This window comes from Bradyrhizobium manausense (assembly GCF_001440035.1).
Lineage (GTDB): Bacteria > Pseudomonadota > Alphaproteobacteria > Rhizobiales > Xanthobacteraceae > Bradyrhizobium > Bradyrhizobium manausense.
Window position 1 is genome coordinate 105,239 of sequence record NZ_LJYG01000002.1, and the last position, 12,149, is coordinate 117,387.

At 60.5% G+C, this 12,149-nt stretch carries 13 protein-coding genes and 2 pseudogenes; 1 reads left to right on the forward strand and 14 read right to left on the reverse strand.

Translation table 11 applies throughout. The features are described 5' to 3' along the window. Positions 1–10: 10 nt before the first annotated feature. The 4 genes from AOQ71_RS00460 to AOQ71_RS00475 are packed head-to-tail and all read right to left on the reverse strand — an operon-like array spanning position 11 to position 4,283. Complete coding sequence (locus AOQ71_RS00460) at positions 11–346, reverse strand: hypothetical protein (protein WP_057740481.1); 336 nt, start codon at positions 344–346, stop codon at positions 11–13. Positions 347–348: 2 nt separating this feature from the next. Beyond that, complete coding sequence (locus AOQ71_RS00465) at positions 349–1,605, reverse strand: cytochrome c (RefSeq protein ID WP_057740483.1); 1,257 nt, start codon at positions 1,603–1,605, stop codon at positions 349–351. Beyond that, the gene (locus tag AOQ71_RS00470; protein WP_205668179.1) at positions 1,598–3,808 is read right to left on the reverse strand and encodes a xanthine dehydrogenase family protein molybdopterin-binding subunit; all 2,211 of its coding nucleotides are present in this window, start codon (positions 3,806–3,808) and stop codon (positions 1,598–1,600) included. Before AOQ71_RS00470 ends, AOQ71_RS00465 begins: the two co-directional genes overlap by 8 nt. 1 nt (position 3,809) lies before the next feature. Beyond that, a complete protein-coding gene (locus AOQ71_RS00475; protein WP_157083314.1) occupies positions 3,810–4,283 on the reverse strand; it encodes a (2Fe-2S)-binding protein in 474 nt (157 codons plus the stop codon). A gap of 554 nt (positions 4,284–4,837) precedes the next feature. Here AOQ71_RS00475 and AOQ71_RS42195 point away from each other — a divergent pair. Next, a pseudogene (locus AOQ71_RS42195) lies at positions 4,838–5,116 on the forward strand (ATP dependent DNA ligase); the annotation flags it as partial. A gap of 6 nt (positions 5,117–5,122) precedes the next feature. Here the strand turns inward: AOQ71_RS42195 and rnhB are convergent. From rnhB to AOQ71_RS00525, 10 genes and pseudogenes are all read right to left on the reverse strand, one after another. Further along, on the reverse strand, positions 5,123–5,947 hold the full coding sequence (rnhB, locus tag AOQ71_RS00480) for a ribonuclease HII (RefSeq protein WP_057740488.1): 825 nt from the start codon (positions 5,945–5,947) through the stop codon (positions 5,123–5,125). A 488-nt stretch (positions 5,948–6,435) separates the two neighbouring features. Beyond that, complete coding sequence (locus tag AOQ71_RS00485; RefSeq protein ID WP_063958165.1) at positions 6,436–6,798, reverse strand: addiction module antidote protein; 363 nt, start codon at positions 6,796–6,798, stop codon at positions 6,436–6,438. 1 nt (position 6,799) lies between these two features. Further along, positions 6,800–7,090 carry a type II toxin-antitoxin system RelE/ParE family toxin gene (locus AOQ71_RS00490; protein WP_057740494.1) on the reverse strand — a complete coding sequence of 97 codons (291 nt, stop codon included), beginning with the start codon at positions 7,088–7,090 and terminating at the stop codon, positions 6,800–6,802. A gap of 640 nt (positions 7,091–7,730) precedes the next feature. Continuing rightward, complete coding sequence (locus AOQ71_RS44605) at positions 7,731–8,156, reverse strand: AMP-binding protein (protein ID WP_162268292.1); 426 nt, start codon at positions 8,154–8,156, stop codon at positions 7,731–7,733. 291 nt (positions 8,157–8,447) lie between these two features. Next, positions 8,448–9,119 carry a dienelactone hydrolase family protein gene (locus AOQ71_RS00500; protein ID WP_057740545.1) on the reverse strand — a complete coding sequence of 224 codons (672 nt, stop codon included), beginning with the start codon at positions 9,117–9,119 and terminating at the stop codon, positions 8,448–8,450. Positions 9,120–9,351: 232 nt separating this feature from the next. After that, positions 9,352–9,552 (reverse strand): 50S ribosomal protein L35, encoded by a 201-nt coding sequence (gene rpmI, locus AOQ71_RS00505; protein ID WP_057740501.1) that lies wholly within the window; start codon positions 9,550–9,552, stop codon positions 9,352–9,354. Between the two features lie 272 nt (positions 9,553–9,824). Continuing rightward, positions 9,825–10,658 (reverse strand): universal stress protein, encoded by an 834-nt coding sequence (locus AOQ71_RS00510; protein ID WP_057740504.1) that lies wholly within the window; start codon positions 10,656–10,658, stop codon positions 9,825–9,827. Positions 10,659–10,697: 39 nt separating this feature from the next. Then, complete coding sequence (locus AOQ71_RS00515) at positions 10,698–10,976, reverse strand: hypothetical protein (protein WP_057740507.1); 279 nt, start codon at positions 10,974–10,976, stop codon at positions 10,698–10,700. A 170-nt stretch (positions 10,977–11,146) separates the two neighbouring features. Further along, complete coding sequence (locus AOQ71_RS00520; protein WP_057740512.1) at positions 11,147–11,347, reverse strand: DUF2905 domain-containing protein; 201 nt, start codon at positions 11,345–11,347, stop codon at positions 11,147–11,149. Between the two features lie 17 nt (positions 11,348–11,364). Continuing rightward, positions 11,365–12,086 (reverse strand): annotated as a pseudogene (locus AOQ71_RS00525) (Bax inhibitor-1/YccA family protein). Positions 12,087–12,149: the final 63 nt, after the last annotated feature.

Sequence of the window (12,149 nt, forward strand, 5' to 3'; positions counted from 1 at the left end):
CTGCCCGACTTCACTGGCGTTTCGCGCCCAGCACGATCCGGGAATGATGACAGACGTCGACCGGTTGCTGTTCGGTTCGTCCATCCTGAAACACTGCCCGCATTTGATAGTTGCAATTCGTCTCGGTAAACTCCCGGATCGAAGTCGACTTTCCGGGCGGAAGCGGACCGTGCCCGAGCTTGTTTTCGCCCCATTCGGCAGTGCCGCTCGGCTTGATCTCGAGCTCCTTGACTGCGGTCTCGGCGCGGTTTTCGACTTCGATCTGCGGATTGAGGGGTGCCTGGGCCCATGCAGAGGGAAGCACCAACGCGAAGACGGTGAGGAGCACGCCGGGCTTTGCAATCATGGCTAATCTCCCTCGCTGCGGCGCTTCGCCAAGTCATCTGCCTTCAACGTCGAAGTCTTGGCGCCAAAGCGACCGGTAACGTAATTGGCGAGGTCTGCCAGCTCGCGATCGGCGTAACCCGCGGCGAAGCCCGGCATGTTCGGTCGGCCGCCCGCCGCGGAAAGATGGAAGCCCTTGAGCACGACCTGTACCAAGTTTGTCGCCTCTGGGTCATTCACTGCGCGTGTGCCCGCCAGACCGCGCCCATCCCAGCCGTGGCAGCCCGTACACGCGGCGGCAAACATCCGCACGCCAGCGCTCGCATGCAGGCGGTTCAACTCGTCGGCTGGGGGGAGACGAGAGGCGCTTACCGGTCCGTTACGGGCACCCTCCAAATGCGCGGCCGGCACGTTCGATGTTTGCGGAGAAATCGTGCGCAGATATGTGACCATCGCTGCGACGTCCTCACGAGAAAGATAGCGCAGACTGTTGTCCACCGCCTCGCCCATCGGCCCGGCGGCAACCCCATGAGGACTGTCTCCCGTAGAAAGGTATCGAGCGAGCTCAACCTCGCTCCAGCCTCCGATCCCGGTCGTCCGGTCCGGGGTAATGTTGTAGGCGTGCCAGCCCGCCGTAACGGCACCAGCGAATTTTTTGTGAGAATCCAACCCATAAAGGAGATTCCGCGGCGTGTGACACTCGCCGCAATGTCCGAGCGCTTCCACGAGGTAGGCTCCCCGATTCCACTCAGGCGATCTCGAGGCATCGACCTCGAACCGTTGGCCGGGATTATAGAGCCAATCCCAGAAGACCATCAGCCACCGCATGTTGAACGGGAACGTCAGATGATTACGTGGTGGCACCTTGGCGACCGGCTTTAGACTGAACAGATAGGCCTTGATCGCGAGCACATCGTCCCTGCTGAGCAGGGTGTAGGCTGGATAAGGAAACGCCGGATAGAGTCTCTGCCCATCCTTGCCGATTCCCTCGTACATGGCGCGTAGGAAATCATCATCGCTCCATCGACCGATTCCGGTGCTCGCATCCGGCGTGATATTCGGAGAATAGAGCGTCCCGAACGGCAGCTTGAATGCGCGAGCCCCGGCAAATTGCTCGCCGTCCGGTGCGGTGTGGCACGACACGCAATCGGCGGCGCGGGTGAGATACTCGCCACGCTGCAGGAGTTCCGACCGGACATCCGCTGCCGCGGCCGAACGGACCGGACCGACAGAGAGCGCGAAGGCCGCTATGAGAGGCAGACTTCGCTTTATCCTACGCACGACGCTTCAGCTCCTCGATGCTCTTGATGATCGGCAACTGGCGAACCCGGTAGCCGGTCGCGGAAAAGATCGCATTTGCTAGAGCGGGCGCGGCGGCAACAGTTCCCGTCTCACCAAGCCCGCCGGGCGCTTCGCGGCTTGACACCAGATGCACTTCGACTTCTGGCGTCTCGTCGATCCGGATCGTCCGATAGTCATTAAAGTTACCCTGTTCGACGCGTCCGTTACGCACCGTCACTTCGTTCCACAGGGCAGCGGAAAGGCCGAACAGCGTTCCACCTTCGATCTGAGCGATCGCAGAGTCGGGATGCACGATGGAGCCGCAGTCCACGGCGCAGACGACACGTTGCAGAGTTACCAGTCCGGCGCCCGACAGGGTTACCTCGACCACCGTCGCAAGATAGGTGTCGAACGCATAAGCGAGTGCAATGCCCCGTCCGCTGCGCGGCGGAAGAGCCTTGTCCCAGCGGCTCTTCTCAGCGGCGAGATTGAGCACCGCCAAGGCACGCGGCGCGTGACCGAGCAGGTCGCGCCGGAACTGGACCGGATCCTGCTTGGCGACAGCGGCAATTTCGTCCACAAAACTCTCGATCACCCAGGCATTGTGCGTACTGCCGACGCCCCGCCAGAACGCCGTCGGAATTGCCGGCGGCTCCTCACGTACGTATTCGACCAGCAAGTTGGGAAAGGCATATGGCATCTGGATGGCCCCGTCGACGGCATCGGGGTCGAGCCCGTCGCTCCGCAAAGCCTGCGGGGCCCACCGTGCAAAGATCGACGGGCCGACGATCCGGTGATGCCACGCGACGAGCTTTCCGCTGGCGTCAAGGCCGGCTCGGAGGCGGTCGTGATAGAATGGCCGGTAAAGGTCGTGGCGAATGTCCTGCTCGCGGGTGAACACCAGCTTGACTGGCGCCCCAGACTGCTTGGAGATCGCGACCGCCAGCGCAATTCCGTCGAGTTCGAGGCGGCGGCCGAAGGCACCTCCCGAAATGAGATTGTGTAACGTCACCTTCTCCGGCGGCAGCCCCGCGACCTGCGCGGCGATTCCCTGCGCGCGTGCCTGAACTTGCGTCGCCGTCCAGATCTCGCAACTGTCTTCGCGCGCATCCGCAACGCAGCTTAACGGCTCCATCGCCGCGTGGGCGAGGAACGGCATGTAGTTTCTGGCTTCCAGGCGCGTCGCTGCGGTCGACAACGCCTTGTCAACGTCCCCGTTATGTCGCGCGACAAGGCCACCGCGATCACTCGCGGCCTCGAGCGCGCGCACGACATCATCCATTCCGAGATGTGCGTTCGGGCCTCGATCCCAGGCGGGCTCCAACGCCGCTAGACCCTGCTGTGCGGCCCAGGTATTTTCGGCGACGACTGCGACCGCGTCGTCGAGGTGGAGCTTGTATCCGCCGACATCGAATCCCTGCCCGCCGATCCTCACCACGTTGCGCACTCCCTTGATGGATCGCGCGGGATTATCGTCAAGAGAGTTAAGCTTGCCGCCAAATGTGGGACTTGAAGCGATCGTCGCGAACAACATGCCCGGAAGCCGGACATCGAAGCCATACTGGGCGGCGCCGTCGACCTTGCCCGGGAGATCCACTCGAAGTGGCGACTTCCCGATCTGTTTGAACTGCTCCGCCTGCTTGAGTTGTGGATCTTGAGGCACTGGCTGTTGCGTCGCGGCCGCAGCAAGCGCTCCATAGCCGAGCTGGCGGCGTGTACCATCATGAATCACGGTGGCGCGCTCGGTGCGGCATTGCGAAGGATCAACGCGCCATTCGGCTGCCGCCGCCGCAATCAGCATCTGTCGCGCTGCGGCGCCGGCGCGCCTCAACTCCGTCCATGAGCTGCGCACCGAGGTGGAGTTGCCGGTCGCCTGCAGGTGCAGGATCGGATCGGCGTAGAGTTGTTCGTTTGGAGGCGAGGGCACGATCGCGACTTGATCCAGATCCGCGTCGAGCTCTTCGGCGAGCAGCATCGGCAAAGAAGTGTAGACGCCTTGGCCGACCTCGCATTTGTCAACGACGAGGACAATGCCGCCTTCGGAGTCGATCCGAATGAAAGCGTTCGGCGTGAATTGCGCGAGGCCGGCAGTGCTCGTCTCGGCAGATGCTGGCCTCGCCGCATACAGCCGGAACCCGAGTACCAGGGCGGCCCCAACCGCTCCGGTTCGCAAAAAATGTCGCCTGGACACGCGCGCATTCATCTCATGTCCTCTGGGCAGTAGCTTGGCTGGCAGCGGCCTGTTTGATGGCTTTGCGAATGCGCACATAAGTGCAGCAGCGACATAGGTTGCCGGCCATTGCGGCGTCGATCTGCGCATCGCTCGGGCTTCCAACTTCCGACAGCAGGGCGGCGGCCGACATGATCTGCCCGGGTTGGCAATAGCCGCATTGCGGGACTTGGAGCGAGAGCCAGGCATTTTGCAGCGCGCGCCCATGCGGTGTCGCGCCGATCCCCTCGATTGTCGTTATACCGCGATCTGCCACCGTGCCGACGCGCGTCACACAAGACCGCACGGCCTTGCCGTCAACATGCGCCGTACAGGCCCCGCACTGCGCGATCCCGCAACCGAATTTGGTTCCGGTCAGTCCAATGACATCACGAAGAACCCACAACAGAGGCATGTCTTCGGGTACATCCACCTCGTGCGTCGCCCCATTTATCTGGAGTCTCGCCAATCTGTCGCTCCTCAGTTGCCACCCTGCTGCTACTCCGAATGGAATAGAACTTGACCGTCGTCGGGCTTCCTTGACGGCTGTCAACATTCAATGATGAAGTTGCCAAGACGATTGGCACTGCCGAGCGTTAGTCGATTCTGTGTTGCAGGCTGCTGCCGACGATCGCGCCTTTGACTTACATGGATCAAGGCGCCATCGCGAATACGGATAGGCTTGTGTCTCTCGATTTGATACGATCAGACGGGTGTCATTCTGCCAATACAGCGTACGTCATGGCCCCTATATCGCGTCGAAGCCTTAGAACGAAACGCCCTCGATCTTCACGTGACCGTCGACTTTCATGAATTCGATGCCCCGACCTACCCTCTGCTCTTGCCGCTGCCGACACATGGCTGCGCGCCCCGCTGGATTGCTCGGCCGCCTAAAGCGACCTTTGTCACGAGGCTTCGATCCGTCCGATTGCTCGTCCAAACCGCTCGTCAGCTACCAGATCAATCGACAACTCTCTGGGTGGATCCTTCCTCCACTGGTAATACGCGCCGTCGGGGCGCACCGCATGGCAGTACATCGGCCACGTCGGCACCGGATTCAGCCACCAAGTCCTCAAAGAGCTTCACGGCAAGCTCATCAAGCTCAAAACCGCAAAGTCGCCGTTCCCTGCCAAGGTGAAGGATGAGCAGGTCACGACCTGGGTGCGTCCTGTGTTGGTCGCAGAAGTGAAGTTTGCGGAGTGGACCAGCAAGGGCGAGCTGCGCCAGCCGGTCTATCTCGGCCTACGCTCCGACAAGAACGCGAAGGACGTCGTTCGCGAAAAGAATTGGTCGCGAAAATGATGCCAGTCAGCCGGCGGCCCGCTCTGATGCCGAAGGCCAGGGCGGCAGGGGCGGTAACCCGAGAGCCTTGCGTACTGGGCCGAAAGACCTGCGGTGAGCTGCGCATGCACCCAGCCGGGCGAGCGCCTCATAATGAGCCGGAACCGGGTAGCCCTTGTGATCCGCGAATCCGTAGCCGGGGTGACGCACGTCGAGCGTCCGCATCATTTTGTCGCGCTCGACTTTCGCGAGGATGGAGGCGGCAGCGATGCTGGCGGACTTGGCGTCGCCCTTGATGATGGCCTGCTGAGGGATGTCGATTTCCTTTAGCGGCTTCGCATCGATCAGCAAATGCTGCGGCGGCAATCCGAGCCCCCGGACCGCACGCTTCATAGCTTGGATGCCCGCCCAATAGATATTGATCGCGTCGATCTCCTCGACCTCGACGAATGCCACACACCAACTCTCTGCCTTTTCCTTGATCTCCTTCGCGAGTTCTTCGCGAGCTGCAGCGTCGAGTTTTTTCGAATCGTCGATCCCGACTATTCGCGTGCCGGGCTTCAGGATCACGGCGCCAGCCGAGACTGGACCCGCGAGAGGGCTCATTCCGGCCTCGTCAACGCCTGCCACGGCATATTGGCCGCTTTCCCAGAGACAGGTCTCGAAGTGGAGCATCTTGCGGAGGCGCTGCCCTTCGGACCTGTTTTCGAAGCGGCGTTTATCGATTGAAGCCAGGATGGCACGCGCTCCGGCGCGGGTGTCGGCCCGCAAGATCTGCTCGATCCTGGCCTCAAGCGGCCTTTTCTCGACGACATAGCGCTGACGCAACACATCGAGTGAGTACTGAGACATAACGGCCTTCGGGAAAGATGACTGGTAAAGAGCGTGTCAGCGATCTTTGTGGCGATTGTCTGAAGTAGCTAGATCGCCTCTTCGGCTACGTAGCGCCTTTTCGAAAGGAACTGGCCGGCTCCCAGTTGCGGTCCGATTTTGCGCTGCCACCAGCATCGCGTCCACCGACCTCAGAGGGAACCAATTGGTGTCTCCCTTTAGAAGGAGCGGCGCCTCGATCCCCGGGGTACTTCCGAGGAACAGGCCCATGCTGCGGCAGACCAGCAACAGGATAAGCGGATACGGTAATCCTGTCGTTTGCCGTTCGATCTGAGTCCTTCTGCTTCAATCGGAGTCTATCGCACCTGCGGTGGTCGCGGGCACACAAGGCGGTCCCCCCGCCGCGCCCCGCGCCGACTCAGCAAGCTCCTGCAGATGACTGGAGCGCTTCCTGGCGGCCAGGCTGACTTAGGACCATCAGCCGCATCCCGCTAGGTCGGGACCGCGCCTCAAGCAAGCTTTTTTGCCTTGGCGCCAGTAGCGCGCTTATCGCTCGGGCGGCTATTTGCCGACGAGCCAACGGTCCGACTTCTCGGTACAAGAGCTAGCTTGTAGCCAAGAACGACCGTCGCCTTGCTCAGCGTATCGAGCGTTGGATTGCCGCCCACGCGAAACGTCTTGTAGATCGCTTCGCGACTCAGTCCAGTTTCGCGAGAGAATTTTGAAACTCCCCGAGCCTTAGCTAGATCTCCGATAGCGACTGCAATGAACGAAGGATCATCGCTATCAAGCGCTGCCTCTAGATAGGCTACCTGCTCATCCGGCGTCTTCAGATAGTCCTGAACGTCGAACTTGGTTGTCTTAAGTGGCATATCAAACCTCCTTCGCCATCCGCTTGGCGGTCCTGATGTCCTTGTTCTGGGTCCGCTTGTCGCCGCCGCAAAGCAGGATCACCGCGGTATTGCCCTGCTGAATGAAGTAAATGCGATACCCTGGCCCGTAGTCGATCCGCAGCTCGCTGACGCCTTCGCCAACCGGTTTCACATCGCCCAGGTTGCCCAGTTCGAGGCGGCGAATGCGGGCGGCAATCCGCGCAACGGCGTTCGCGTCTTTGAGCGCCCGGAGCCAACTTGCAAAGATGTCTGTCTGGCGGACTTCGAGCATGTGTATTGTAGTACACAACCCGCCCGAATTGTCAACTATAATACACAACCGCGGACGAAGCATCCGCGCCAAGGGACCCTAATGGAAACGTAATCGCCAATCGACTCCGGTGGAACCAGCATTGACTCCGCTGGAACCGGAAATCGCCGTTTCAAATGTCCGCCCTGTTCCGACAGGCAGACTCGGATCGAACGAGATCACAAATCCGGCGACATCTCCGCCCTCAAATTTAGCGGACCTCCTTGGTCGAACTCGACATTTGTTCTACTTATGTTCTAATTGCGGCATGAGCGAGCGGCGGATGCCACCCCGAAGCAAATGGAAAAGCTAGCTAGGTCAACGGGTAACCGGCCCACGAGGGAAAACGCCCCTGGCCCGCAGGACGCTATTCCGGAGGAATATTGGCGCTCCATCCTCGACGATCTCCCGGCCGACGCCGAACCGGTGGGACGGGCCGCCGGGCTCCAGCTATCCGAGCTCCCGCAGCACGTCCTGCGCGTTTCCTGCCGCAGGTGCGAGCGCATTGTTGAGATCCAGAAGGCCGATGCCGTCCGCCTGTACGGACAGCACGCGATCTGGAAGGAGAAGCTCCCGGTTTCACGCCGGCGGCCGGGAAGACAAAAAGGCCCCAGCGCCTACCTCACCCCCGGAAAGGGCGTGATGGCCCTGGAGGTGCAGCGTGTCTGTCGAGCAGCGGATGATGATTTTGGATTCGGCCAAACCGAGCATGAACGACAGGTCTCGCTCGCGGAAAATCGGCATCAACGGATTGGTCGTCGCCCCCACCCGCAGGCAGGCCAGATGCGCCGCGCGAAATGCCACCAGTTCGGCAACTGCACGAAACGACATCGCCGCGCTTGACGCCGAGCCCGATCAGGTTCGAGGCGATTTGGTCGACGCGATGCCGGAGCTCCCGAAAACTTAGCCAGAGCTCACGCGAGGTACCGTATTCGAAGTCGATGATCGCATCGCGGTCGGGGTGCTTCAGGGTGGCTTCGTCGAGGTAATCGATCAGCAGCGGCTCGTTCCATTGCGCAAGATAATCGTCCGTATGGGCGTGATTCATCCTGTCCGTCACGGCAAAACCAGCCTGGCGGATCCAAGCGAATTCGCCTTCTAGCGGTTACACCGGTATTTCACATTTATCATGAAATCGAGTTTGGCTTCCTGGAAGCAGACACACAGCCATGGCGAGCTGAAGGAAGCTCGAATTTGGCTTAGTGGCCCGGCCAAGCCCAGGATCACAGCCAGTGCAATTGCCGATCGCCAAAAGAGTGAACACAGAGGCGGAGAGGCCGACTAGCCCAGATATTCAGGGCGCGCTACTCGCTAAGGTCCAACGCGGGGAAGCTGTAGGCTAGCTCGGCAAGAAGCGCATGAACCACATGCGCGCCCAGCTTACGACATCGTCCAACGCGCCCGGTTCTTCGAACAAGTGTGTTGCGCCAGGCACCACGGCCAGCTTCTTTTCGCATCTCAGGTGCTTAAATGCTTCCCGGTTCAGCTCCATGGTCTCAAAATCGTTTCCTCCGACGATGAGCAGCGTCGGCGAGCGCACGAGTGTCAGAGCGGTGCCTGCGAGGTCGGGCCGGCCTCCCCGCGAGATGATCGCGCTTATCGGATCGGGGCGCATGGTAGCCGCCTCAAACGCTGCCGCTGCGCCGGTGCTCGTTCCGAAGTAACCGATCCGCAGCCCATTGATGGCCGGGTTTTGCGCCAGCCAATCGGTCGCTCCTACAATTCGTTCGGCAAGCAGGCGTATATTGAGTTGTAGCAACCGCGTGCGAAGATCGATCTCTTCTTCTTCCGGCGTCAGCAAATCAAGAAGCAAGGTTGCCAGTTTCGCCTCGTTCAGCTGACGTGCAACGTAGCGGCTGCGCGGACCGTGACGGCCGCCGACGCTGCCCTGCGCAAAAAGTACCACACCAGTGGGCTCCAGCGGCAACGCTAAATTGCCATAAAGCGTTGCGGGACCGAGCGGAATGTCGACCAGATGCTCATCGAGAGTCTCGGCTGAAAAATTGTTCATGGCCGTGTTTCCTTCGTCATCGTCGGCCGGGCTTCGTGTCAGAAGTCCGAGACGAACCAAGCTGTTTCTGTGGGACTGTGTCGCTCGCATCCGTTTACGACCATGATCGCCGTCAATGTGAGAGGCTTCCATGCAGGCGCTCGCTCGTGTGTGCGGTCATCGTATCACCGGGTGCCAATCGACAACCATCATCAGTGCAGGCAAGGCGTCGACCGGCTGCGTCGGGTCTCGATCAAGTATTCGGCAAGAAATATTTCTTGATGTTGTCGCCGTCGGTCTTGAAAAGCACGCGGGTGCCGCGAAGTTGACGAATCTGCTTCTTGGTCCGCTTGATCATACCATGGCGCTTGCCGGCGTGGGCGGCCATCACTTTGCCGGTAGCAGTCACCTTGAAGCGCTTTTTTGCGCCTGACTTGGTCTTTAGCTTTGGCATTTGAATCTCCTGTGGCTGCAACCCGAGAAGGCCGGTGAGGCGCGCCCTCTTTCGCCGCGGGAACCCACGCCGATCCACACAAGTCGGTAGAGGATGTGGCTTGCGTGGACTGCGAAACCCCTGAGCACCATTTGGACGCGCCCCGCAGTTCCTCAATGAAGCAATCGTGAGTTGTTTGAGCGACTCCGCGCCGAGGAAGGCCGCAGCGGCCGCGAACGCATACAGACCGGTGTGCATGAAACCTCGCAAATGGCGGATCTCTGGTGCTCCATTCAGTGCGACATGAAGAGCGGAACTGTCGCCGACTTCAGCATTGCGCGGGTAACGCCGCCGAGAATGATCTCGCGCAGCTTGGGACGACCGTAGCCGCCCATCACGATCAATGTTCCGGATTCATCTGCGACGTAAGACAGAATCGCGTCTGCGACGCTGATGTCCGGCGCGGGAATGATCTCGATGTCGACATTGACCTGATGGCGCGCCAAGTGGCCAGCCATTTCGACCCCGCGAATCTCCGTTGTTTCGTTCTTCGTCTTGTCGTTCTCGATAATCAGCAGATCGACCTTGTCCGCCTTGGTCAGCAGCGGCAACGCGTCGTTAATCGCCCGCGCTGCCGCCCGGCCGCCATCCCAGCAGCACACCAGGTGATCGAGCTTCAGTCCGTCCTTCTGGATGTACGGCACGACGATGACCGGACGCCCCGAATCGAAGAGCGAGGTCTCGATCATGTCGTCATTGGCTAGCCCGCCTGGGTCCGCCTGAAGAAGTATGCTGAGATCAAAGCGCCGGGCGAGCGTCGCGAAGAGCTCGGACCCCTCCACGCCTACAGTGCTGACGAGGCGATGTTCCGCCGACAACAGGCTGCGTTTTGCGGCCTCGTCAAATCGCCCGATAGCCGCCTCGGCGGCTTTCTTGCTCACATCCACCATGCTTGCAACCACATCCGGCGGAATCTCCACCACCGCATAACCCGGAACTTCCGGCATATAGGCAAAGGCCACGCCTGCAATATGCGCCTCGAAGGCTTCCGCGACTGTGATTGCAAAATCGCGCGCCGGGTCCCGCGAAGCATCATGCGCCAGATTTACGACGATGTCCTTGATCATCGAACGTTTCCTGTAGGAGAGGCAAACCGTGTTGCGGCGTCAGTAGCAATCCTCGACGCGGCGAACGTGCCAGCCCCAGCCATCCCAGAAACGTTCATGGCGGTAGACACAGCGCGGTCCGTAGTAGATGGGCTCGTAGCCGTCGTAGTAATGAGGCGCAGCGAGTGCGGCCCCAAGCAAGGCCCCGGCCGCGAGGCCGCCTACAACGGGAGCGACGGGAAAGCCGCGATGCCATCGCGCCTGCGCGGCCGTTGGAGAGATGGCAGCAACCGACACCCCTGCGGCGGCCACCGCGATCGTGATCAGGTTCTTCTTCATCACAGATCTCCACTGTATAAGCTGCGATTGACCGCGCGCCCAAATGGACGCCCAACCGTCGCAGCACCAACCCTAGCAACCCGACGCCTGTCCAGCATTGGCGTCCGTCAACGAAGGACGCGACTATTTTGAACGACCCATAAATGGCGGAGCGCAGCGACGTTTTCCCGTCACCGGTTGACAGCCCACAGCACCAGGCTGAGCAGGACACTCAGAAGCAGGCATGTCATCAGAGGGAAATAGAGCGTCATATTCTTGCGCTCGATGACTATGTCGCCAGGCAGACGACCGAGGCCGATCTGGCTGAAATGCGGCCACAGCAGCCCCGCCAGCAGCAAGAGTACGCCGAGCACGATGAGAACGCGCGCCATTTATGCCGACTACTTCATCAACTCTGGCGCCGCTGACCGAACAGTTGCAGCAGCAGCATGAATAGATTGACGAAATCGAGATAGAGTGCAAGCGCTCCCATCACGGCCTTCTTGCCGGCCGACTCCTCCGTGTCGGATTCCAGGTACATAGCCTTAATGCGCTGGGTATCGTAGGCGGTGGGCCCCCAAACAGTATCACGCCGACGATTGAGATCACGAACTGGACGGCATCCGATCTTGTGAAGATGTTCACCAGCGAGGCGATCACAATGCCGATCAGGCCCATGAACAGAAAGGAACCGAACCGCGAGAGATCGGCACCCGTTGTAAACCCGTACAGGCTCGTGACGCCATAGGTTGCCGCCGTTATGAAGAAGACGCGCGCGATCGAGCTTCCGGTGAAGACCAGGAAGATTCCGCCCAGCGACAGGCCCATCACCGCAGCGTAGATCCAGAACAGCAGGACCGCGGCGCCGACGCTGATGCGTTCGATCCTGAAGCTCAAAACCAGCACGAATCCAAGCGGCGCCAGCATCACGATCCAGAGCAGCGGCGTGCCCTCGATGGCCTGATAGAAGCCCGAGAAAGCGGCGGCATAGGCGACGAGGCCGGTCAATATCAATCCACCTGCCATATAGCCATAAACGCGCTGCATGTGTTGCCGCAGCCCGGCTTCGATGCGAGCTTGCGCTGCCATTCCGAACGATGCATTGGGATCATTGGGCGTATAATAGCTCATCACTCGCTCCTGTAAGCTCGCTCGGTGCTGCAAGCGCAATAGCCAGTCGTCGTCTCGATCGCC

Coding starts and splice junctions, on each gene's coding strand:
- AOQ71_RS00460 (WP_057740481.1), bottom strand. CDS start 346: ATGATTGCAAAGCCCGGCGTGCTCCTCACCGTCTTCGCGTTGGTGCTT.
- AOQ71_RS00470 (WP_205668179.1), bottom strand. CDS start 3,808: ATGAATGCGCGCGTGTCCAGGCGACATTTTTTGCGAACCGGAGCGGTT.
- rnhB (WP_057740488.1), bottom strand. CDS start 5,947: ATGTCTCAGTACTCACTCGATGTGTTGCGTCAGCGCTATGTCGTCGAG.
- AOQ71_RS00485 (WP_063958165.1), bottom strand. CDS start 6,798: ATGCCACTTAAGACAACCAAGTTCGACGTTCAGGACTATCTGAAGACG.
- AOQ71_RS00490 (WP_057740494.1), bottom strand. CDS start 7,090: ATGCTCGAAGTCCGCCAGACAGACATCTTTGCAAGTTGGCTCCGGGCG.
- AOQ71_RS44605 (WP_162268292.1), bottom strand. CDS start 8,156: ATGAATCACGCCCATACGGACGATTATCTTGCGCAATGGAACGAGCCG.
- AOQ71_RS00500 (WP_057740545.1), bottom strand. CDS start 9,119: ATGAACAATTTTTCAGCCGAGACTCTCGATGAGCATCTGGTCGACATT.
- rpmI (WP_057740501.1), bottom strand. CDS start 9,552: ATGCCAAAGCTAAAGACCAAGTCAGGCGCAAAAAAGCGCTTCAAGGTG.
- AOQ71_RS00510 (WP_057740504.1), bottom strand. CDS start 10,658: ATGATCAAGGACATCGTCGTAAATCTGGCGCATGATGCTTCGCGGGAC.
- AOQ71_RS00515 (WP_057740507.1), bottom strand. CDS start 10,976: ATGAAGAAGAACCTGATCACGATCGCGGTGGCCGCCGCAGGGGTGTCG.
- AOQ71_RS00520 (WP_057740512.1), bottom strand. CDS start 11,347: ATGGCGCGCGTTCTCATCGTGCTCGGCGTACTCTTGCTGCTGGCGGGG.